16 protein-coding genes and 1 pseudogene are annotated in these 22,300 nt (G+C 58.7%); 8 read left to right on the top strand and 9 right to left on the bottom strand.

Annotated elements, in window-relative coordinates; genetic code table 11:
* The 4 genes and pseudogenes from ACTG19_RS00635 (at position 1) to ACTG19_RS00620 (ending at position 4,452) form a co-directional block, all read left to right on the top strand.
* A pseudogene (locus tag ACTG19_RS00635) lies at positions 1 to 626 on the top strand (3'-5' exonuclease).
* Between the two features lie 105 nt (positions 627 to 731).
* Positions 732 to 1,043 carry a DUF485 domain-containing protein gene (locus tag ACTG19_RS00630; protein ID WP_040068110.1) on the top strand — a complete coding sequence of 104 codons (312 nt, stop codon included), beginning with the start codon at positions 732 to 734 and terminating at the stop codon, positions 1,041 to 1,043.
* Complete coding sequence (locus tag ACTG19_RS00625; RefSeq protein WP_335848737.1) at positions 1,040 to 2,692, top strand: cation acetate symporter; 1,653 nt, start codon at positions 1,040 to 1,042, stop codon at positions 2,690 to 2,692. The genes ACTG19_RS00630 and ACTG19_RS00625 overlap by 4 nt, the downstream gene beginning before the upstream one ends.
* Positions 2,693 to 2,859: 167 nt before the next feature.
* Entirely contained in the window at positions 2,860 to 4,452 is a 1,593-nt protein-coding gene (locus ACTG19_RS00620) for an ABC-F family ATPase (RefSeq protein ID WP_439988571.1), read from the top strand.
* 210 nt (positions 4,453 to 4,662) lie between these two features.
* Here the strand turns inward: ACTG19_RS00620 and ppiD are convergent, their stop codons facing one another.
* The 6 genes from ppiD to tig form a co-directional block, all read right to left on the bottom strand.
* Positions 4,663 to 6,576 carry a peptidylprolyl isomerase gene (gene ppiD, locus ACTG19_RS00615; RefSeq protein WP_162628380.1) on the bottom strand — a complete coding sequence of 638 codons (1,914 nt, stop codon included), beginning with the start codon at positions 6,574 to 6,576 and terminating at the stop codon, positions 4,663 to 4,665.
* A gap of 150 nt (positions 6,577 to 6,726) precedes the next feature.
* Entirely contained in the window at positions 6,727 to 6,999 is a 273-nt protein-coding gene (hupB, locus tag ACTG19_RS00610; RefSeq protein WP_005315375.1) for a nucleoid-associated protein HU-beta, read from the bottom strand.
* Between the two features lie 240 nt (positions 7,000 to 7,239).
* Entirely contained in the window at positions 7,240 to 9,594 is a 2,355-nt protein-coding gene (lon, locus tag ACTG19_RS00605; RefSeq protein ID WP_005336976.1) for an endopeptidase La, read from the bottom strand.
* A gap of 141 nt (positions 9,595 to 9,735) precedes the next feature.
* Positions 9,736 to 11,010 (bottom strand): ATP-dependent protease ATP-binding subunit ClpX, encoded by a 1,275-nt coding sequence (clpX, locus tag ACTG19_RS00600; RefSeq protein ID WP_439988570.1) that lies wholly within the window; start codon positions 11,008 to 11,010, stop codon positions 9,736 to 9,738.
* Between the two features lie 70 nt (positions 11,011 to 11,080).
* Positions 11,081 to 11,704, bottom strand: coding sequence for an ATP-dependent Clp endopeptidase proteolytic subunit ClpP (gene clpP / locus ACTG19_RS00595; protein WP_005336979.1), 624 nt, complete (start codon positions 11,702 to 11,704; stop codon positions 11,081 to 11,083).
* Positions 11,705 to 11,790: 86 nt separating this feature from the next.
* A complete protein-coding gene (gene tig, locus ACTG19_RS00590) occupies positions 11,791 to 13,101 on the bottom strand; it encodes a trigger factor (protein ID WP_005336981.1) in 1,311 nt (436 codons plus the stop codon).
* Positions 13,102 to 13,543: 442 nt separating this feature from the next.
* Between tig and ACTG19_RS00585 the strand changes: the two genes are divergently transcribed.
* Positions 13,544 to 13,978 carry a YccF domain-containing protein gene (locus ACTG19_RS00585; protein WP_076495751.1) on the top strand — a complete coding sequence of 145 codons (435 nt, stop codon included), beginning with the start codon at positions 13,544 to 13,546 and terminating at the stop codon, positions 13,976 to 13,978.
* Between the two features lie 92 nt (positions 13,979 to 14,070).
* A complete protein-coding gene (gene yfbR, locus ACTG19_RS00580; RefSeq protein WP_047436789.1) occupies positions 14,071 to 14,661 on the top strand; it encodes a 5'-deoxynucleotidase in 591 nt (196 codons plus the stop codon).
* Between the two features lie 87 nt (positions 14,662 to 14,748).
* Here yfbR and lolE read toward each other — a convergent pair whose 3' ends face one another.
* The 3 genes from lolE to ACTG19_RS00565 form a co-directional block, all read right to left on the bottom strand.
* A complete protein-coding gene (lolE, locus tag ACTG19_RS00575) occupies positions 14,749 to 15,990 on the bottom strand; it encodes a lipoprotein-releasing ABC transporter permease subunit LolE (protein ID WP_439988569.1) in 1,242 nt (413 codons plus the stop codon).
* The gene (gene lolD, locus ACTG19_RS00570) at positions 15,990 to 16,688 is read right to left on the bottom strand and encodes a lipoprotein-releasing ABC transporter ATP-binding protein LolD (RefSeq protein ID WP_005336988.1); all 699 of its coding nucleotides are present in this window, start codon (positions 16,686 to 16,688) and stop codon (positions 15,990 to 15,992) included. Before lolD ends, lolE begins: the two co-directional genes overlap by 1 nt.
* A gap of 97 nt (positions 16,689 to 16,785) precedes the next feature.
* Positions 16,786 to 18,021: a lipoprotein-releasing ABC transporter permease subunit gene (locus tag ACTG19_RS00565; protein WP_005345085.1), complete on the bottom strand. Its 1,236-nt coding sequence runs from the start codon at positions 18,019 to 18,021 to the stop codon at positions 16,786 to 16,788.
* A 76-nt stretch (positions 18,022 to 18,097) separates the two neighbouring features.
* Here ACTG19_RS00565 and ACTG19_RS00560 point away from each other — a divergent pair, with 76 nt between their 5' ends.
* Both ACTG19_RS00560 and mfd read left to right on the top strand, forming a co-directional pair.
* Positions 18,098 to 18,673, top strand: a complete 576-nt coding sequence (locus ACTG19_RS00560) for a PilZ domain-containing protein (protein ID WP_113739392.1) — start codon at positions 18,098 to 18,100, stop codon at positions 18,671 to 18,673.
* A 55-nt stretch (positions 18,674 to 18,728) separates the two neighbouring features.
* Complete coding sequence (gene mfd, locus ACTG19_RS00555; RefSeq protein ID WP_174218723.1) at positions 18,729 to 22,196, top strand: transcription-repair coupling factor; 3,468 nt, start codon at positions 18,729 to 18,731, stop codon at positions 22,194 to 22,196.
* Positions 22,197 to 22,300: the final 104 nt, after the last annotated feature.

Here is a 22,300-nt window from a genome sequence, read left to right as displayed (position 1 = left end):
ATGTTGAGCCGCGTTCGACGCTACTGGTATGGCCGTGCGTTCCGAACGGGCGAGTTCGCGCCGCTCTTTGCCACCCCACCGGAAGATGAACGGATCGCCCTCGATTTCGAGACCACCAGTCTCGATCCGAGCAGGCCGAGATCGTCTCCATCGGGGCGGTGCGCATTCAGGGCAACCGGCTGCTGACCGGCGAGGCCCTCGCCATCAAGGTACAGCCACCGGCCAGCCTGACCAGCCAATCTGTGGTGATCCACGGTCTGCGCCATCAGGATCTGCAACAGGGGATGGAGCAGGAAGCCGCGCTGCGCTTACTTTTGGCGTTTATCGGCCCCCGTGAACTGGTGGGCTATCACATCGCCTACGACCTGCGTATTCTCAATCTCGCCTGCCAGAAATTGTGGGGATTGACTCTGCCCCAGCGAGGGATCGAGGTGAGCCAGCTTTATCATGACCACCTCTATCGCCGCTACCCCGATGCGGCCATTGACCTACGTTTAAGTTCCATCTGCAGCCACCTTGAACTACCATCCCTGCCCGCCCACGATGCCCTTGCCGATGCCACCACGGCCGCGCTCATCTATCTGCGCCTGACCTGTGGCTCGCCGCTCACTTATCCCAAAGTCTAATTGTCGAGAAGTAACATTTAATTCACATTTTGCTTACATGAGCAGGTTGCCTGCTCGTCGGGGTTACCCCATCCACCGCTGACACTCATGTCATGGAGAACTGCAATGGAACAGCAAAGCTATCTGAGGATCCAGCAAGATCCCAACTTCCAGGAGCTGGTCGCCAAGCGCCAGCGTTTTGCCTGGGCCCTCTCGGCTCTGATGCTGGGACTCTACCTGGCGTTTATTCTGCTCATCGCCTTTGCCCCCGGTTGGCTCGGCACCCCCCTGAGCGAAGGGTCGACCATTACTCGCGGCATTCCTGTCGGGGTAGGATTGATCCTCTCCTCCTTCGTGTTGACCGGCGTCTATGTCTTTCGCGCCAACGGCGAGTTTGATGAACTGAACCAGAAGATCCTCAAAGGGGTGCAATCATGAAAGGCAAGTTGCTGCTGTTGACCTCACTGGCCTCCTCTCCCCTGCTGGCGGCCGATGCAATCTCTGGCGCCGTGGAGCGTCAGCCCCTTAATGTCGCCGCCATCGTGATGTTTCTGGTGTTTGTGGCCGCTACCCTGTTCATCACCTACTGGGCCTCCAAGCGCAACCGCTCGGCTTCCGACTACTATGCGGCCGGTGGCCGTATCACCGGCTTCCAGAACGGTCTGGCCATCGCCGGTGACTATATGTCCGCCGCCTCCTTCCTCGGGATCTCCGCGCTGGTCTACACCTCCGGCTACGATGGTCTGATTTACTCCATCGGTTTTCTGGTGGGCTGGCCCATCATTCTGTTCCTGATCGCCGAGCGACTGCGCAACCTCGGCAAATATACCTTTGCCGATGTCGCCTCCTATCGTCTCAAGCAGACTGAAGTGCGTACCCTCTCAGCCTGTGGTTCGCTGGTGGTGGTCGCCCTCTACCTGATCGCCCAGATGGTCGGTGCCGGCAAGCTGATCGAGCTGCTGTTTGGCCTGCAATACCATGTGGCAGTAGTGCTGGTCGGTATCCTGATGGTGCTCTACGTGCTGTTTGGCGGCATGCTGGCCACCACCTGGGTGCAGATCATCAAGGCAGTGATGCTGCTCTCCGGTGCCAGCTTCATGGCCATCATGGTCATGAAATCGGTCAACTTCGATATCGGTGCCCTGTTTAGCGAAGCGGTCAAGGTGCACGAGAAAGGGATCGCCATCATGAGCCCGGGTGGCCTGGTTGCTGATCCCATCTCCGCCATCTCGCTCGGTCTGGCATTGATGTTCGGCACCGCCGGTCTGCCCCATATCCTGATGCGTTTCTTCACCGTGAGCGATGCCAAAGAGGCGCGTAAATCGGTGTTCTACGCCACCGGCTTTATCGGCTACTTCTACATTCTCACCTTCATCATCGGCTTTGGCGCCATCCTGCTGGTGAGCACCAACCCGGCCTTCAAGGACGCCACCGGCGCCCTGCTGGGCGGCACCAACATGGCGGCAGTCCATCTGGCCAATGCGGTCGGTGGCAGCCTGTTCCTCGGCTTCATCTCCGCCGTGGCATTTGCCACCATTCTGGCGGTAGTTGCCGGATTGACCCTGGCGGGAGCCTCTGCGGTCTCCCATGACCTCTATGCCAGCGTGTTGAAGAAGGGCAAGGCCAACGAGACCGATGAACTGCGTGTCTCCAAGATGACGACTCTGGTGCTGGGTGTGGTTGCCATTGGTCTGGGGATCCTGTTCGAGAAGCAGAACATCGCCTTCATGGTCGGTCTGGCCTTCTCCATCGCCGCCAGCTGCAACTTCCCGGTGCTGTTCCTCTCCATGTTCTGGTCACGCCTGACCACCCGTGGCGCCGTCTACGGCGGCTGGCTGGGACTGGTGAGCGCCGTAACCCTGATGATTCTGGGCCCGACCGTGTGGGTGAAAGTGCTGGGCCATGCCCAGGCCATCTTCCCCTACGAATACCCTGCCCTCTTCTCCATGGGGTTGGCCTTCGTCGGGATCTGGTTCTTCTCCATCACTGACAGCTCCCAGAACGCCGCCGACGAACACGCCAAGTTCCTGCCGCAGTTCGTTCGCTCCCAGACTGGGCTGGGTGCCTCTGGTGCCACCTCCCACTAACAGATCAAGTTCATACTTCCAAGCCGGCTTCATGCCGGCTTTTTTTATTGCCCATCAATCGGCTGCACGCCCCGCTTGCCCCGATCAAGATCACACTTCTAGCTAAAACTTTCGGGGGATCTGTGCCATAATGCGCGCCATTTGACAGACCAATCGGGACACATACCTTGTTAAGTAGCAACAACATCACCATGCAGTTCGGCGCCAAGCCACTGTTTGAGAACATCAACGTCAAGTTTGGCGGCGGCAACCGCTATGGCCTTATCGGCGCCAACGGCTGTGGCAAGTCCACCTTTATGAAGATCCTCGGCGGTGATCTGGAGCCCACTGGCGGTAATGTGAGCCTGGACGTCAACGAGCGCATCGGTAAGCTGCGTCAGGATCAGTTCGCCTACGAAGATATGCGCGTACTGGACGTGGTCATGATGGGTCACACCGAGCTGTGGGCTGCCATCGCCGAGCGCGATGCCATCTACGCCAACCTCGAAGCGACCGACGACGACTACATGAAGGCCGCCGAGCTGGAAGGTCTGGTCGCCGAGTATGACGGCTATACCGCCGAGTCCCGCGCAGGTGAACTGCTGCTGGGTGCCGGTATTCCCATCGAGCAGCACAACGGCCCGATGAGCGAAGTGGCCCCGGGCTGGAAACTGCGGGTGCTGCTGGCACAGGCGCTGTTCTCCAACCCCGACATCCTGTTGCTGGACGAACCGACCAACAACCTGGATATCAACACCATTCGCTGGCTGGAGCAGGTGCTCAACGAACGTGAAAGCACCATGATCATCATCTCTCACGACCGTCACTTCCTGAACTCCGTCTGTACCCATATGGCGGATCTGGACTACGGCGAGCTGCGCGTCTACCCGGGCAACTACGATGACTACATGCTGGCCGCCACTCAGGCGCGCGAGCGTCTGCTGGCCGACAACGCCAAGAAGAAGGCCCAGATCGCCGATCTGCAATCCTTCGTCTCCCGTTTCAGTGCCAACGCATCCAAGTCCAGCCAGGCGACCTCCCGCCTCAAGCAGATCGACAAGATCAAGATTGAGGACGTCAAGGTCTCCAGCCGCCAGAACCCCTTCATCCGCTTCGAGCAGGACAAAAAGCTCTATCGCAACATCCTGGAAGTGGAAGGTGTATCCAAGGGGTATGGCGACGGTCCCCTGTTCAAGGGCCTCAACATGATGATGGAAGTGGGCGAAAAGGTCGCCATTCTGGGTACCAACGGTATCGGTAAGTCTACCCTGATCAAGACCCTTGTCGGTGCACTGGCTCCGGATACCGGCACCATCAAGTGGTCCGAGAACGCCCAGATCGGTTACTACGCTCAGGATCACGCCGAAGACTTCGACACTGATCTCAACGTGTTCGACTGGATGGCCCAGTGGAAACAGGAGAACGAAGACGAGCAGGCTGTACGCTCCATACTGGGCCGTCTGCTCTTCTCTCAGGACGACATCAAGAAGCCGGTCAAGGTGCTCTCCGGTGGTGAACAGGGTCGCATGCTGTTCGGCAAGCTGATGATGCAGCGCCCCAATATCCTGATCATGGATGAGCCGACCAACCACCTGGACATGGAATCCATCGAATCCTTGAACATGGCACTGGAGCTCTACCAGGGGACCCTGATCTTCGTCTCCCACGACCGCGAGTTCGTCTCCTCCCTGGCGACCCGTATCCTGGAACTGACCGAAGATGGCATCCGCGACTTCGGCGGCACGTACGAGGATTACCTGCGCACCCAGGGCGTGGTATAACCCCGCTCCTGCGTAAGTTCGCAATGAAAAACCGGCACTCACGTGCCGGTTTTTTTATATCCCGTTTTTAGACGACTGAGATGGCGTATAACCGCGGTGTGACTACACGCCACAGAACAGAGCACAGAACTTGAGTCTCCTCCTCTTGCCCACAGATAAAAAAAAACGGCTCCATCAAGGAGCCGTTTTCAATGGGTTGTGCAGTGCCTATTACTCGACGGTCGCTTCCACACTGGTGAAGTACTCGATCTTGGCCGCTTTACGCAGCTCGTCGATCAGAGACTTGTAATCCACCTGGGCTTTGCCCTGACCCAGCTGAGCTTGCAGCATGGCAGCCATACCGGATGCGGCGGCAGGGACGTTGACCTTGTCCAGCGCAACCACAACGCGGTCACCATTGGTCTCGGCAACCAGAGCCACGCTCGGCTTGCCGTCGATCGGATGGGGCAGCGTGAACGCCTGGGCAATCAGATTCTGATCCAGCTCGCGATCGAAGCGGGCAACCCCTTTGTGGGTCTCCACTTTCAGACCAAGTGCAGTCAGATCGGCGGTGATGCTCTCACCGACTTTCAGCTTGTCCAGCAGGCCCTGGGCCTTGCCACGGGCCACTTCGCTAGCCTTGTCATGCTTGATGGCGGCAATCACCTGCTCTTTCACCTCGGCCAGCGGCTTGACCGCTTTGGGCTTGTGACCCGTGATGTGCAGCACCAGCGCCTTGCCGTCAGCCAGCTCGATCACGTCGGAGTTGGTGTTGTCATCGCGCAGCTGTTCGGAGAACGCAACAGAGAGCACCTTGGGATCGTTCAGCGGAGCCGGAGCAGTCGCCTGGGTGAAGAAATCGGAAGATTGAACCTTCATCCCCATGGCATCAGCGGTCAGATCCAGCGAGTCCGGGTTTTCGAAGCTGTTGTCAGCCATCTTCTGCTGCTCGGCGAAGAATTTCTCCTTGGCCTTGTCAGCTTGCAGACGAGTGATGGTCTCTTCTTTCACATCGGCAAACGGCTTGGTCTGGGCTGCTTCAACCCCCAGCAGCTTGATGATGTGGAAACCGAACGGGCTCTTCACCACGCCGGAGAGATCGCCAGCCTTGTCCAAGGCGAACGCGGCTTTCTCGAAGGCCGGATCCATCACCCCTTTCTCAAACCAGTCCAGCTCGCCGCCTTTTTTGGCAGAGAAGGTATCGGAAGAGTCAGCCTTGGCCAGCGCAGCGAAATCATCGCCCGCCTTGGCTTTGGCCAGCACGGCTTCTGCTTTCTGCTCGGCCGCTTTCTCATCCTTGCCAAACGGGATAAGGATGTGAGCCACGTGGCGACGCTCGGCACGCTGGAACAAGTCCTGATGCTGGTCGTAGTAATCCTGGGCATCCTGCTCGGTGACCTTGATATCCTTGGCGAGGTTGGCAGCGTCCAGCAGCAGATAGTCGACCTTGACCTGCTCATCGTTCATGAAACGGGCGCCATTGGTCTTGTAGTACTGCTCGAGCTCGTTGTCGGAGACCTGAACATCAGCCATGTAGTTGGCGGCAGCCAGACGCACCAGACGCAGATCGCGAGTCTGGTTGTAGAGCTTGTCGAGCTGCTCCGCTTCGCCCTTGAGGGAGAATTCGGTGCCCAGCAGAGCGCTCATCAACTGTTGACGCACCATGTCCTGACGCAGGGAGTCACGGAACATTTCGGGAGTCATGCCGGCACGGCGGATCAGCTGCAGATAGCGATCATTGTTGAACTTGCCGTTCTCGGCAAACTCCGGCATGACCACGATGGCTTGCTTGATCTGTTCATCGCTGATGCGCAGACCCAGTTCACGGGCCTTGCTGTCCAGCAGAGCCTGATCGATCAGCCGATCCAGCACACCGCGACGGAACTGTTTCATGTAATCGGGGTTCGCGGCCAGCTGGCTGAATGCCTCTCCCATCTGGGATTCCATGCGGGCGCGCTCGTTACGGTAGGCATTTTCCAGTGCCGCAGCACTGATCTCGGTGCCATTGACGGTGGCGGGGGCGGTACGGGCGGGGCCGTTCAGGTAACTACCTACACCAGCCAAGGCAAAGGAGAGGATGATCAGGCCCAAGATAACCTTGGCTACCTTGCCCTGCGCCCCTTCGCGTAGTTTATCCAACATCATGTTTGTACTTATGCTCCCGAACTCGATGGGCGTAAACAATAAAAAGGCGCACCGATTGCGATGCGCCTTGGTCAATCAGTATGAGAGAAGACTCTCTAACTTGTCTGGTCTGCGACCAAGGACGGTAGCCGACGGATATCAGCGACCGACTTAGTTAACAGCGTCTTTCAGGGCCTTACCGGCTTTGAAGGCAGGAACTTTACCAGCAGCGATTTCGATGGTCGCGCCAGTCTGCGGGTTACGGCCTGAACGGGCAGCACGCTCGCGTACAGCGAAAGTACCGAAACCAACCAGAGCAACCTGGTCACCCTCTTTCAGCGCTTCACCAACAGCATCAATGAAGGCATCCAACGCACGGCCAGCGGCAGCTTTGGAGATATCGGCACCGTCTGCAATCTTGTCAATCAGTTGAGATTTATTCACTCTTATATTCCCCTTTTATCAAACACCGCTGCGGCGCTGATTTCCCTGGCCACAACAAGTGGAGGTTTTATAGCAAGCCTCCTGATCAGTTGCAAGTGACAATCTGGCGCAAACCCGCGCCACACAACGCATTGCGACTCATCACGAGTACCCGAACGGTGGTCAAGGCTACTTCCGTTATCGGGCGCATGCAAGCCTTAACCACCCGCCGAATGCGCCAAATTTGCGGCGCATCAACATTTACACGACAGAAACGCGCTCAAACCCCTGTGGATTGTCCTGCAACGCCAGTTCCAGCACCTCGTCAATCCAGCGAACCGGGTAAATTTCAAGGTCTTGTTTGACGTTTGCCGGGATCTCCTCAAGGTCACGCTCGTTCTCTTTCGGAATAAGCACTCGCTTGATGCCGCCACGGTGGGCTGCCAGCAACTTCTCCTTGAGACCACCGATGGGCAGCACTTCGCCGCGCAAGGTGATCTCCCCTGTCATCGCCACATCAGCACGAACCGGATTACCGGTCAAGCTGGAGACCAAGGCGGTACACATGGCGATACCGGCGCTCGGACCATCTTTCGGGGTAGCCCCTTCCGGTACGTGCACGTGGATATCGCGCTTCTCGTAGAAGTCGGCGTTGATGCGCAGCTTCTCGGCACGGGCCCGTACGACCGTCATGGCCGCCTGGATCGACTCCTGCATCACGTCACCGAGAGAACCGGTATAAGTGAGCTTGCCCTTGCCCGGCATGTTGGTGGTCTCGATGGTGAGCAGATCGCCCCCCACTTCGGTCCACGCCAGACCACACACCTGACCCACTTGATTCTGGTCGGTCGCCTTGCCGTAATCGAAACGCTGCACCCCGAGGAACTCCTTGAGGTTCTCCTGATTGACCTGAACATGCTTGATGCTCTTGTCCAGCAGGATGCGCTTGACCGCCTTGCGACAAATCTTGGAGATCTCGCGCTCCAGACTCCGCACACCCGCCTCGCGGGTGTAGTAGCGGATCACTCCGACCAGGGCAGAATCTTCGATGGTGATCTCGGACTCTTTCAGGCCGTTGCGCTGGATCTGCTTGGCAACCAGATGCTGCTTGGCAATGTTGAGCTTCTCATCTTCGGTGTAACCGGAGAGGCGGATCACTTCCATCCGGTCCAGCAAGGGCCCCGGGATGTTCATGGAGTTGGAGGTAGCCACGAACATCACGTCCGACAAGTCATAATCCACTTCCAGATAGTGATCGTTGAAGCTGTTGTTCTGTTCCGGATCCAGCACTTCCAGCAAGGCGGATGCGGGATCGCCACGCATGTCCGAGCTCATCTTGTCGATCTCGTCGAGCAGGAACAGCGGGTTCTTCACACCGACTTTCGCCATCTTCTGGATGAGTTTGCCAGGCATGGAACCGATATAGGTACGGCGGTGACCGCGGATCTCCGCTTCGTCACGCACCCCACCGAGGGCCATCCGCACATATTTGCGGCCGGTCGCCTTGGCGATGGATTGACCCAGCGAGGTCTTGCCCACACCGGGAGGCCCAACCAGACAGAGGATGGGGCCCTTGAGCTTGTTCACCCGTGCCTGTACCGCAAGATATTCGAGGATGCGATCCTTGACCTTCTCGAGGCCATAGTGATCGGCGTCCAGCACCTCTTGCGCCTTGCCAAGGTCTTTCTTGACCTTGGAGCGCGCCTTCCACGGCACCTGTACCATCCAGTCCACATAGCTGCGAACCACGGTAGCCTCGGCGGACATGGGAGACATCATCTTCAGCTTGGCAAGCTCGGCCTGGGCCTTTTCACGGGCATCTTCCGGCATGCCAGCCTCTTCAATCTTGCGATTGAGGGCTTCAAACTCATCCGGGCTATCTTCCAGCTCACCCAGCTCTTTCTGGATGGCCTTCATCTGCTCGTTGAGGTAATACTCGCGCTGACTCTTTTCCATCTGCTTCTTGACGCGAGTACGGATGCGCTTCTCGACCTGCAGCAGGTCAATTTCCGACTCCATCATCGCCATCAGGAATTCGATGCGCTCGGAAACCGAGACGATCTCCAGCACCTTCTGCTTGTCTTCCAGCTTGAGCGGCATGTGGGCCGCCATGGTGTCAGCAAGACGCGCAGCATCGTCTATCGCCGAGATCGAGGTCAGTACCTCGGGCGGGATCTTCTTGTTGAGCTTGATATAGCCTTCAAACTGGCCGATGGCGGAGCGAACCAGCACTTCCTGATCCTTCTCCTCAATGGCTTGGGAGGGGATGTACTGGGCCTCGCAGACAAAGAAATCCTTGTCGTCGATCATCCGCTCCAGGCGGGCACGCTGCCCCCCCTCTACCAGCACCTTGACGGTGCCGTCCGGCAGCTTGAGCATCTGCAGAATATTGGCCACTGTCCCGACGGTGAAGATCTCCTCCACCGTTGGCTCATCGGTTGACGCATCCTTCTGGGCCACCAGCAGAACTTTCTTGTCCTGCTCCATGGCCGCTTCCAGACAGCGAATGGATTTTTCCCGCCCCACAAAGAGTGGAATGACCATGTGGGGATAAACCACCACGTCACGAAGAGGCAGGACGGGAATCTCGATGCGTTCTGAACGCTCTAGGTTCATATATGTCCTCTCGGCTTGTTATACCGTTGGCAAAGCGCTTGGCTGAGTATATGGGGGCGCTGAGATGAGATTCAATCGCCGAAACCGTAAAAAGCATGAAAGGGGCAAAAAGCCCCTTCCATTCGATTAAAAATCAGACATTTACTCTGATGCAGCAGCCTGGGTTTCGGGATTTTCGTAAATCATCAAGGGCGCAGAGTCCCCTTTGATCACGGTCTCGTCGATCACCACCTTGCTGACCCCTTCCAGAGAAGGCAGGTCATACATGGTATCCAGCAGCACGGCTTCCACGATGGAACGCAGACCACGAGCACCGGTTTTACGCTCCATCGCCTTGCGGGCAATGGCGTTGAGCGCATCGTCACGGAACTCCAGCTCAACCCCTTCCAGATCGAACAACGCAGCGTACTGTTTGGTCAGCGCGTTTTTCGGCTCTTTCAGGATCTGGATAAGGGCAGACTCGTCCAGCTCGGTCAGGGTCGCGACCACCGGCAGACGGCCGATGAACTCGGGGATCAGACCATACTTGATCAGATCTTCCGGCTCTACCTTGGCGAAGGTCTCGCTCAGGGTGGCCTTGGCATCCTTGGATTTCACCTCGGCGCCAAAACCGATACCGGTTCCCTTCACGGAACGCTGCTCGATCACCTTGTTCAGACCGGCAAAGGCACCGCCACAGATGAAGAGGATCTTGGAGGTATCAACCTGCAAGAACTCCTGCTGCGGATGCTTGCGACCACCTTGCGGCGGCACGGAAGCGATGGTCCCTTCGATTAGCTTGAGCAGTGCCTGCTGCACCCCTTCCCCGGAGACATCACGGGTAATGGAAGGGTTGTCTGACTTGCGGGAGATCTTGTCGATCTCGTCGATGTAGACGATGCCACGCTGGGCCTTCTCTACGTCGTAGTCGCACTTTTGCAGCAGCTTCTGGATGATGTTCTCCACGTCCTCGCCCACATAACCGGCTTCGGTCAGGGTGGTCGCATCGGCCATGGTGAACGGCACATCCAGCAGACGAGCCAGAGTCTCGGCCAGCAGGGTCTTGCCGCTACCGGTCGGGCCAATCAGCAGGATGTTGGATTTGCCGAGCTCCACACCACTGTTTTCGCCGCTGTTGCGCAGACGCTTGTAGTGGTTGTAGACGGCAACGGCCAACACCTTCTTGGCGTACTCCTGCCCGATCACATAGTCATCGAGATGAGCGCGGATCTGATGAGGGGTCGGCAGCTCGTTACCATCGCGCTTGGGCGAGATCTCGCGGATCTCTTCGCGGATGATGTCGTTGCACAGCTCGACGCACTCATCACATATGTAGACGGAAGGGCCAGCGATCAGCTTGCGCACTTCATGCTGGCTTTTGCCGCAAAAAGAGCAGTAGAGCAGCTTATCACCCTCACCCTTGCGTTTCTCTGTCATTCAGCAACCTCGTTTTATCAATAGAGGATGGATCGGCCTGTTGAGTTTACAACAGACCGGGACACCCTGCTCAGCTACGCTGGCTCAGGACACCGTCTACCAGGCCATAGGCCACGGCCTGCTCGGCGGACATGAAGTTGTCACGATCAGTATCACGCTCGATGGTAGCCATGTCCTGACCGGTGTGGAAGGCCAGGCGCTCGTTCAGGGTATTTTTGATCTTCAGGATCTCCTGGGCGTGGATCTGGATATCAGATGCCTGACCCTGGAAGCCACCCAGCGGCTGGTGGATCATCACACGGGCGTTAGGCAGGCAGAAACGCTTGCCCTTGGCGCCACCGGCCAGCAGGAAGGCACCCATGGAGCAGGCCTGCCCCATGCAGACGGTGCTGACATCCGGCTTGATGAACTGCATGGTGTCATAGATGGACATGCCCGCAGTCACCGAACCACCCGGCGAGTTGATGTAGATATAGATGTCCTTGTCCGGATTCTCGGACTCGAGGAACAGCAGCTGGGCAACCACCAGATTGGCCATGTGATCTTCAACCTGACCAGTCAGGAAGATCACCCGCTCTTTCAGCAGACGGGAGTAAATATCGTAGGAACGTTCACCCTTGGCAGTCTGTTCGACCACGATGGGGACCAGCGCATTGCTGGGAGAATCGGTCATATCGTTATAGTTCTTGTACATAAGGCATTGTCCCTAAAATAAAATGGCCCGAGTGGAGATCACACGAGCCATTATACTTAACAGTCTTGACCTTAAGTCAAATGTTCTTAGGCAGCGGCGCCAGACTTGTTGATCACTTCGTCAAAGGCAACTTCTTTTTCGGTCACTTGCGCTTTGGACAGGATCAGGTCGATAGCTTGATCTTCTACTGCCAGGTTACGAACGCCGTTCAGCATCTGTTCGTTCTTCTGGTAGTACTCGATCACTTCCTTCGGATCTTCGTAGGCAGTGGCCATGGACTCGATGATGCTGTTTACACGGGCATCGTCAGCCTTGATCTCGTTGGTACGGATCACGTCGCCCAGCAGCAGACCTACGCGTACACGACGCTCGGCTTGAGCCTGGAACAGTTCAGCCGGCAGCTCGGGAGCGTTGCCGCCCTGGAAGCCACCGAAGCGCTGCAGAGCCTGCTGACGCAGTGCGTCGATCTCTTGAGCAACGGCAGCTTTCGGCAGGTCGATTTGGTTGGCTTCAACCAGACCGTTCAGAACCTGCTCTTTCACGCTGTTTTTCAGGGCTTGAGCCAGTTCGCGCTCCATGTTCTTGCGCACTTCGGCTTTCAGCTCTTCAACAGAACCGCTTTCGATACCGAAACGCTTCACGAACTCTTCGGTCAGCTCAGGCAGGATCTGCTCTTCAACCTTGATCAGCTTGGAAGCGAACTTGGCTTCTTTGCCTTTCAGGTTTTCAGCGTGGTAGTCAGCCGGGAAGGTCACTTCGATGGTGAACTCGTCGCCTGCTTTCTTGCCCATGATGGCGTCTTCGAAGCCCGGGATCATACGGCCAGCGCCCAGCACCAGGTTGAAGCCTTCAGCTTTGCCGCCGTCGAACTCTTCACCGTCAATGGAACCGACGAAGTCCATGGTCACACGCATGCCATTGGCAGCGGCAACATCGGCATCAGCCCAAGTAGCGTGCTGCTTGCGCAGGGTGTCGATCATGTTGGCCAGATCTTCATCCTTCACGGTCGCAACCGGCTTCTCGACCTTGATGGTCTCGAGACCTGCAACTTCGAACTCCGGATACACTTCGAAAGTGGCGGTGAATTCGAAATCCTGACCTTCTTTGATCTCTTTCGGATCCATGGTCGGGGCACCGGCCGGGCTCAGTTTGTTTTCGATGATGGCTTTGATGAAGTTGCTCTGCATCATTTCATCAGCAACGCGGGCGTGAGCCATGGCGCCGAACATCTTCTTGATGATGGCAACCGGAGCCTTGCCAGGACGGAAACCGTCGATGCGACGAGTTTTGGCCAGGCCATTCAATTCTTTACGCACAGCGGCGTCTACGGTAGCGGCCGGTACAGTGATGGTAAGACGGCGTTCCAGACCCTGGGTTGTCTCTACAGAAACTTGCATTCTTCTACCTCGTTCAACTCAGCACTGTGTGCTGACCCTTTATTGCCCCTGGGCAAAGCCCGGAGTCTTCCTGTTTATAAAGACAACGATATGTCTTTGTGATGAGAAAATATGACGCGGCATTATAGCGGCGCACTTTGGTCGAGTCGAGCTACACATCCCCCACATTGAGCGGCGTGCAAGCACAATTCGTGCAAAACTGCCCTTTATATGGGGAGAGAGGTGCCCGACTTCAACTATCCGATGGCAATAATTTTGCGTTTGCTCACCTTTATTTCATCCGAACGCCGCTTTATTACCCATCTTTCGCCGAAAAACAGCCCACCGTTGCGGGCGGCGACTCAATTTGACCAGCCAAATGGCGATTGGACCAATCAACCATTGCGTCCCTATCCCTCCCTCGTTATGGTGGCAACCAAATTGATGATCTGGAGTCACTCACATGGCCTTTTTCCGCTTCTTGTTCAATCTGCTCTGGTTTGTACTGGGAGGTGTCTTTATGGGCCTGGCCTGGTGGCTGGCCGGTCTTATCTGCTTTATCTCGCTGGTCGGCATCCCCTGGGGACGTGCCTGCTTCGTCATCGGCACCTTTACCTTCTTCCCGTTTGGCAAGCAGGCCGTTAATCGCAAGACCATGACCGGCCAGAGCGATATCGGCACCGGCACTCTGGGGCTGATTGGCAACATCCTCTGGTTCGTGCTGATCGGCGTCTGGCTGGCCATCGGCCACATCGCTTCCGCGCTGGCCTGCTTCGTGACCATTATCGGTATCCCGTTCGGTATCCAGCACCTCAAGCTGGCGCTGATCAGCCTGGCTCCTATCGGCCAGATGATTGTGACCAACCAGGAGGCGGAATCGGGCCGCTATATCCGCTAAACACGGGAAATGCGCGGGCAGACGCTGCCCTGCAACGAAAAAAAGGGCAGACTAGGGTCTGCCCTTTTCTATTCTCTTTTGTTGAGGCCATCATGTTACCCAGCCACTTTTTCGCCAATCTCGCCCGCATGAAACTCATCTACCGCTGGCCCCTGATGCGCAACATCCAGCCGGAAAACATCGCCGAGCACAGCCTGCAGGTGGCCATGGTGGCCCATGCCCTCGGCATCATCAAAAACCGGCTTTTTGGCGGCAGCGTGAATGCCGACCGTGCCGCCGTGATGGCCCTCTATCACGACAGCAGCGAGGTTCTGACCGGCGATCTGCCCACCCCGGTCAAATACTTCAATCCCGAGATCGCCCGCGAGTACAAAAAGATAGAGCTGGCCGCCGAGCAGCGTCTGCTTGGCATGCTGCCGCCGGAGCTGGTGGAGGATTTTCGCCCCCTGCTCGATTCGGCAGCCCAGGATGACGAGCTGGCCAGGCTGGTCAAGGATGCCGACACCCTCTGCGCCTATACCAAGTGTCTGGAGGAGATCAACGCGGGCAACCGGGAGTTCGAACCGGCTCGCAAGCGCCTTGAAGCCATGCTGGCAGCCCGGATGAGCGATGAGATGCGCTACTTTATCGACACCTTCGTAGCCAGCTTCTCCCTGCCACTCGATGAGCTTAACGCTCACTAAGCCAGTCTACATGACCTGAAAACAGAAGGGCCCGCCGGTTTGCACCAGCGGGCCCTTCGTTCTTTATTGCGCATTAGATGCAACGCATCAGTGACCCAGCTCGCGAGATGGCACCAGACCGCTCGCCCGCCAGGCGGGATAGAGGGTCGCCACCAGGCTCATCAGGATGGCAGCGCCCGTCACGATAAGCAGATCCTGCATATGCAACTCGGTCGGCAAGAAGTCGATGAAGTAGATATCCGGATTGAGGAAGCGGTGGCCAATAAGCTTCTCGATGACACCCAGGATCTGGGTCAGCTTGCTCGAAAGCAGCCCGCCCAGCAGGGCACCAAGCAGGGCACCGGCCACGCCGTTGACCATCCCCTGAATGACGAAGGTAAGCCGGATCTGACCGGGGCTCGCCCCCATGGTCTTCAGGATGGCGATCTCGCTGCGCTTCTCGTTCACCGCCATCACCAAGGTGGAGACGATGTTGAAGCAGGCGACGGCCACCACCATCAGCATCACCACATACATGACGGTACGCACCATCTGGATGTCCTGATAGAGGTAGCCCTGGCTGTTCATCCAGCTGCGGATATAGACGTGATGAGGGAACTGCTGTGCGGCGGCTACGGTGATGGATTGCGCCTTGAGCACATCGCTCACCCGCAGGCTGAAACCCTCCACATCACTGCCCATGCCGGTGATCCCTTGTGCATCGGCCAGATGCATAAAGCCGAGCAGGCCGTCGAGCTGACCGCCGATCTCCAGCAGCCCCACCACGGTCAGGGCTTCGCGGCGGGGATTCTTGATCCCCGCCTGATCGCCCCCTTGCGGCAGCAGCAGGGCAACAGAATCCCCCACCTTGACGCCCAGTTTGTCGGCGATGGTCTTGCCAAGGATCACCCCACGTTCACCCGGTTGCAGCTCACGCAGACCACGGCCCGTCATGTATTTGCCGGCATCAGACAGATTGGCTTCCAGATCGGGTAACACAGCGCGCAGTTGCACCCCCTTGAGGGCAGAGCCATGCTCCAGCAGGCCATTGAGGCGAATGACCGGCGCGGCCGCCTCAACGCCCGGCTGGGCCAGCAGATAGTCACGCAGACGTGGCCAATCCGGCAGCGGCCGCTCGACGGCGTCCAGCTCACCTTGCGGCACGACCGAGAGCACCCGATCTTTAAGCTCCCGCTCGAAACCGTTCATAGCAGAGAGGCCCAGGATCAGCGCCATCACCCCGAGGGCAATACCGATCAGGGAAGAGGCAGAGATAAAGGCGATAAACCCGTTGCGACGGCGGGAGCGGCTGTAACGCAGGCCCAGAAAGAGGGGCAGCGGTTTGAACATCAGGCAACCTCCGCCATCACGCCGCTCACCAGGGTCACCCGGCGATGGAGCTTGGCCGCGAGGCTCAAGTCGTGAGTCACTACCACAAACGCAGTGCCCAGTTCACGATTCAGTTCACACAGCAGTTCGTACACCGCGGTGGCACTGGCGTGATCCAGATTGCCGGTAGGTTCATCCGCCAGCACCAGACTCGGTTCGTTGACCAGTGCTCGGGCGATCGCCACCCGCTGACGTTCGCCACCAGAAAGCTCGGAGGGACGGTGGTTCAAGCGATGGGAGAGCCCCACCCGCCCCAGCATCTTGGTTGCCTTTTCGGTGGCAACCGCCACCGACTCACCGGCGATCAGCAGCGGCATGGCCGCATTTTCCAGCGCACTGAACTCGGAGAGCAGGTGGTGGAACTGGTAGACAAAGCCCAGCTCGCGGTTGCGAAAACGGGCCTGGGTACGGCTGTCCCAATGGTGAATATCCTCCCCCTTGAACAGCACAGCGCCACTGGAGGGGTTGTCCAGCGCCCCCATCAGATGCAGCAGAGTGGTCTTGCCGGAGCCCGAGCTCCCCACCACCGCCAGCATTTCACCGGGCGCGACGCAGAGATCGATCCCCTTGAGCACCTGAGTCTCCAGCTCCCCCTCTTTATAGACATGGTTGAGCGCCTGGCAGCGCAGCAGAGGTTCACGGGATACGGCTTCATTCATAACAGGGGCTCCACTTACGCCAGTGACCACAGAGGCACCAGTAACAACGCCGGTACTCGCACCGGAGGTAACAACAGAAGATGTATTATTCACGGCATTACTCATAACGCAGCGCCTCGGCCGGTTTCACCCGTGCGGCGCGGGCCGCCGGATAAAGGGTGGCACTGAAGCTCAGCAGCACGGCGCCCAGCAAGATGGTGATGACCTGAGCCGGCTCGACAATCACCGGCAAGCCACTGCCGCCAGCCGCCATATAGAGGTTGAGCCCCACTGCATTGAGCAGAGGGTTGAGACCCAGGGAGAGCGCAAGGCCCGCCAGTCCGCCAAACAGGGCACCAATTACACCACTGGAGGCGCCGAGCACCATGAAGATTTTAACGATCCCTGATTCACTCATACCCATGGTGCGCAGGATGGCCACTTCGCCCTCCTTGTCCGTCACCACCATCACCAGCGCAGAGAGGATGTTGAAGGTGGCGACGGCGATGATCAGCACCAGCATCAGCCCCATCATCCGTTTTTCCATGGCGACCGCCTGGAACAGCTCGCCCCGCTCGCGGCGCCAATCCTGCCACAGCAGCCCATCCGGCAGCGGCGTCTTGATCACCTCGTCGGCCGCAAAGGGATCATCGAGCCAGAGGCGAATGCCACCGACGGTTTCTGGCGGCAGGCGCAGCAGCCGCTGGGCATCCCCCAGGGCGATCAGCGCAATCTGGTTATCCACATCGGCGCCGACCCCGAAGATGCCGGAGACGGTAAAGAGGCGCTGGGCCGGTACCCGACCAAACGGAGTGAAGCGGGTCCCTTCGGTCAGGATCAGGCGAACCTGATCGCCGATGGAGACATTGAGGCGACGTGCCACCCCCTGCCCCAGCACGATGCGGTAGTGACCCGCCTGCAGGGTATCGAGGCGCCCCCCCAGCATCTGGCTGTGGAGGATGTCATCCTTGGGCCACTTCGCAGGGTCAATCCCCTGCACGCTCACCCCGGTCAGCTGGCCGGGGCTTTGCAGCATCCCTTCGCTGTCGAGCATGGGGGCCGAGGCGACCACATGGGGTAATTTGGCCAGATCCGGCAAGCCTTGCGGGTCGGCATCAATGCGGCCAGCCTGATTGGTCACCACCACATGGGGGATCACCCCGAGGATGCGCCCTTTGAGCTGCCCTTCGAAACCGTTCATTACCGAAATGACCACCATCAGGGCGGCAACCCCGATGGCGATGCCAAAGGTAGAGAACAGGGAGATAAATGAGACGAAGCGATTGCTGCGCTTCGAGCCTGCATAACGCAGGCCGATGGCCAGCGAAAGGGGCTGAAAAAGTCCGGTCTTCAAGGATATGTACGTTGCCAACAAAATAAGATACCGGATAATAAAGGGAAACCGTCCATGACAACAAGGGATAGCCTCCATGCAGGAACAGTTCTTCAGCGTCACTCATGCCATGCCGGTCAATGTGATCCCCATGCCGGCCGACTTCCACCTCCCCTCGCTGGAGGAGCTGGACGCTGAGCTGCCGGAGCCCTTTCGGATCTCTTCGGCCATTACCTCCATCGATCTGGTGACCACTCGCCTGCTGCGCAACCAAAACGAGTCGATGCACGATCTGATCGAGATCGTCAATCAACAGTCCCGCAAGATCGACATGATCATGGGCTATGTGCTCTCCCTGCAGGACCATCCGGAGCAGCGCTTTCACACCCTACGCTTCGGGGCTGGTCAACTCACCTACCTGCACCCCTATCATGGTCACGGGGATGCGCCGCACCTGCACCAGATCGTGCGTCTCAAGCTCTTCCTGCGGGAAGAGGCGGCCGCCATCTACTGCTATGGCCAGGTCAAACAGCTCGACGGCGGTGAACATGGTACCCATGTGCAGCTCGACTATGTGCGGATCCGCGAAGATGACCGTGAACTGCTGGTTCGTGCCAGCCTCCACGTGCAATCGAAGCAGCTCAAGCTGCGCGCCCAAGAACGTCAGCGCTAACCAGAGCGAACGTCGCGATAGATAACGTCAACGTTAAAAGAATCGAATCATGCCAATGACACTCCCCGCCTTGCCCGCCAAAGCGGGCCAAAAGATCACGCTCGGCCAGCTGGTCGGCAGCAGCCTCTCGCTGATTGCAGCCCGTCTCACCAGTGAAGCCAAGGGGCCAGTACTGCTTATCACCGCAGATACCCCGAGCGCCCTGCGCCTGGAACAGGAGCTGCAGTATTTGCTGGCAGGCAAGCAGCAAGCCGATCAGTCCGTCCCCGTATTGCTGTTCCCCGATTGGGAGACCCTGCCCTACGACACCTTTTCCCCCCATCAGGACATCATCTCCCAGCGGCTCGAGACTCTCTACAAGCTGCCGCAGATGAGCAAGGGGGTGCTGATTGTCCCCATCTCCACCCTGATGTTGCGCTGCGCCCCCCAGGTCTATCTCGACAAATACAGCCTGATGGTGAAGGCCGGTCAGCGCCTCAACCTGCAACAGCTGCGCGGGCGGCTGGCCGAGGCGGGTTACGTGGCGGTGGATCAGGTGTTGGAACATGGCGAATTTGCCGCTCGCGGCTCCCTGCTCGATCTCTTCCCGATGGGCAGCAACAGCCCCTATCGCATCGACTTCTTCGATGATGAAGTGGACTCCATCCGCCCATTCGATCCCGAGACCCAGCGTTCCAGCGAACCGGTCAAGACAGTCAGCCTGCTGCCCGCCCGGGAATACCCTACCGACGAGGCGGCCATCGAGCTGTTTCGCGGCCAGTTCCGCGAGCAGTTCGAGCTGTCGCGGGCCGAGGGTTCCGTCTATCAGGAGGTGAGCAAGGGACGCTGGCCCGCCGGCATCGAGTATTATCTGCCGCTCTTCTTCAACCAGACAGCCAGCCTGTTTGACTACCTGCCGGAAGATACACTGCTGCTCACTGTGGGGGACATCTACCCCGCCGCCCAGCGCTTCTGGAACGACATCGGCCAGCGCTATGAAGACAGACGCTGGGACAACACCCGCCCACTGCTGCCACCGGCCCAGCTCTATCTGCCGGTGGAGCAGCTCTTTGCCTCTCTGGGCCAATATGGCGCGGTGCGGCTGCAAGAGGCCGCTACCGCCGGTGATGCAGGTCAGCACGATCTGCCCATCGAGGCGCTGCCCGACCTGCAACTCGATCACAGCAAGGAGCAACCCTTGCTGGCGCTCAACCAGTTCCTGCAAGGCTTTGCCGGGCGCACCCTGTTTGCGGTGGAATCCGAAGGGCGACGGGAGGTGCTCGGCGATCTGCTGGCGCGTATCTCGCTGCAACCCAAGGAGTTCCCCTCCCTTGACGCCTTTATGGCGAGCCCGGTTCGACACGGCTTGCTGGTTGCACCCCTTGAGCGTGGCTTCCTGTGGCAGGAGGTCGGTCAGGATCCACTGGCGCTGATCACCGAGACCGAGCTGCTGGGCGGCAAGGTGCGCAGCAAGCGAGCGCGGGAGAAGAGCAAAAACTTAAGCTCCGATGCAGTGATCAGAAACCTGGGCGAGCTGACCCAGGGCCAGCCGGTGGTCCATCTGGATCACGGGGTCGGCCGCTATCTGGGGCTCGAAACCATCGACGCCGGTGGTCTGCCCACCGAGTTTTTGACCCTCGAATATGCCGGCGGCGACAAGCTGTTCGTGCCGGTTACCAGTTTGCACCTTATCAGCCGCTACACCGGTTCTGATAACCCGCCCAGCCACAAGCTCGGCGGTGAAGCCTGGAGCAAGGCGCGGCGCAAGGCGGCGGAGAAGGTGCGCGACGTGGCAGCCGAGCTGCTCGATGTCTATGCCCACCGCGCCGCTCGCGCCGGGTTTGCCTTCAAGCAGGACAAAGAGGCCTATCGCCAGTTTGCCGCCAGCTTCCCGTTCGAGGAGACCGACGATCAGCTCAACGCCATCAATGCGGTGCTGGGGGACATGTGTCAGGCCAAGAGCATGGACAGACTGGTGTGCGGCGACGTGGGTTTCGGCAAGACCGAGGTGGCGATGCGGGCGGCATTTGTGGCCGTCCACGGCGGCAAGCAGGTCGCCGTGCTGGTGCCCACCACCCTGCTGGCGCAACAGCACTACGACAACTTCCGCGATCGCTTTGCCAACTGGCCGGTGCGGGTCGAGGTGCTGAGCCGCTTCCGCTCAGCCAAGGAGCAGAGCGCTGTGATGAAGGAATTGGCGGAGGGCAAGGTGGATATCATCATCGGCACCCACAAGCTGCTCAGCTCCGAACTCACCTTCAAGGATCTGGGACTGCTCATCGTCGATGAGGAGCACAGATTCGGGGTGCGCCAGAAGGAGAAGATCAAGGCACTGCGAGCCGATGTGGATATCCTCACTCTCACCGCCACCCCTATTCCGCGCACCCTCAATATGGCGATGTCGGGCATGCGGGATCTCTCCATCATCGCCACCCCACCCGCCAAGCGGCTCGCCATCAAGACCTTCGTGCGCCAGCACGAACCGGCGGTGGTGCGCGAAGCGGTACTGCGGGAACTCAAGCGTGGCGGTCAGGTTTACTATCTGCACAACGATGTCGAGAGCATCGAGAAGTGCGCAGCCGACCTGGCGGAGCTGGTGCCAGAGGCCCGCATCGGCATCGCCCACGGCCAGATGCGCGAGCGCGACCTTGAGCGGATCATGTCCGACTTCTACCACCAGCGCTTTAACCTGCTGGTCTGCACCACCATTATCGAGACCGGTATCGACGTACCGAGCGCCAACACCATCATCATGGATCGGGCGGATCACCTGGGTCTGGCCCAGCTGCACCAGCTGCGGGGCCGGGTTGGCCGCTCCCACCATCAGGCCTATGCCTACCTGCTCACCCCCCATCCCAAGCTGATGACCAAGGATGCGGCCAAGCGGCTGGAGGCGATCGCCTCGCTTGAAGATCTCGGCGCCGGTTTTGCGCTGGCGACCCACGATCTGGAGATCCGTGGCGCAGGCGAACTGCTCGGCGACGATCAGAGCGGCCAGATTGAATCGGTGGGCTTCACCCTCTATATGGAGATGCTGGAGCAGGCGGTCGAGGCGCTGAAAAATGGCAAGGAGCCGTCGCTGGAGCAGCTGATGAGCCAGCACACCGAGGTGGAGCTGCGCCTGCCTGCACTGCTGCCGGATGACTATATTCCGGACGTCAACATGCGCCTCTCCATGTACAAGCGGATCGCCAGTGCGGCGGACGAGCAGGAGCTGCGCGAGCTGAAAGTGGAGCTGATCGACCGCTTCGGCCTCTTGCCGGAGGCAACCAAAACCCTGCTGGAGCTGGCCGCTTTCCGCCAGCGCGCCACCGCCCTTGGCATTCGCCGGGTGGAGATGAGCGAGCGCGGCGGCTATCTGGACTTCACCCAGGAGACCAAGGTCAATCCGGCCTATCTGGTCAAGCTGCTCTCCAGCCAGCCAAGGGTCTACAAGATGGACGGGCCGACCCGGCTGCGCTTCCAGGTGCCGACCCAGGATCGCGCCATGCGCCTGAAACTGGTGGATGGTTTGCTGGCTGATCTGGCCAACAACAGCCTGTGAGTCTCTGCAACGCTGGCGGCGAGCCAGAGAGATAATGCCAACTAAAACGGGAGCCACATTGGCTCCCGTTTTGTTTATGTTGGCTGGTGACTAGCGTCTCCCCT

It is taken from the genome of Aeromonas sp. 3P (assembly GCF_051919745.1).
In the GTDB taxonomy this organism is placed as follows: domain Bacteria; phylum Pseudomonadota; class Gammaproteobacteria; order Enterobacterales; family Aeromonadaceae; genus Aeromonas; species Aeromonas veronii.
The sequence above is the reverse complement of the archived record's forward strand: the minus strand, read 5'-3'. Positions and strand labels throughout refer to the sequence as shown.

Bases quoted from the DNA above. Each gene is read 5' to 3' on its own strand.
- ACTG19_RS00630 (WP_040068110.1), top strand. From the start codon at position 732: ATGGAACAGCAAAGCTATCTGAGGATCCAGCAAGATCCCAACTTCCAG.
- ACTG19_RS00625 (WP_335848737.1), top strand. From the start codon at position 1,040: ATGAAAGGCAAGTTGCTGCTGTTGACCTCACTGGCCTCCTCTCCCCTG.
- ppiD (WP_162628380.1), bottom strand. From the start codon at position 6,576: ATGATGTTGGATAAACTACGCGAAGGGGCGCAGGGCAAGGTAGCCAAG.
- lon (WP_005336976.1), bottom strand. From the start codon at position 9,594: ATGAACCTAGAGCGTTCAGAACGCATCGAGATTCCCGTCCTGCCTCTT.
- clpX (WP_439988570.1), bottom strand. From the start codon at position 11,010: ATGACAGAGAAACGCAAGGGTGAGGGTGATAAGCTGCTCTACTGCTCT.
- clpP (WP_005336979.1), bottom strand. From the start codon at position 11,704: ATGTACAAGAACTATAACGATATGACCGATTCTCCCAGCAATGCGCTG.
- tig (WP_005336981.1), bottom strand. From the start codon at position 13,101: ATGCAAGTTTCTGTAGAGACAACCCAGGGTCTGGAACGCCGTCTTACC.
- ACTG19_RS00585 (WP_076495751.1), top strand. From the start codon at position 13,544: ATGGCCTTTTTCCGCTTCTTGTTCAATCTGCTCTGGTTTGTACTGGGA.
- yfbR (WP_047436789.1), top strand. From the start codon at position 14,071: ATGTTACCCAGCCACTTTTTCGCCAATCTCGCCCGCATGAAACTCATC.
- lolE (WP_439988569.1), bottom strand. From the start codon at position 15,990: ATGTTCAAACCGCTGCCCCTCTTTCTGGGCCTGCGTTACAGCCGCTCC.
- lolD (WP_005336988.1), bottom strand. From the start codon at position 16,688: ATGAATGAAGCCGTATCCCGTGAACCTCTGCTGCGCTGCCAGGCGCTC.
- ACTG19_RS00560 (WP_113739392.1), top strand. From the start codon at position 18,098: ATGCAGGAACAGTTCTTCAGCGTCACTCATGCCATGCCGGTCAATGTG.
- mfd (WP_174218723.1), top strand. From the start codon at position 18,729: ATGACACTCCCCGCCTTGCCCGCCAAAGCGGGCCAAAAGATCACGCTC.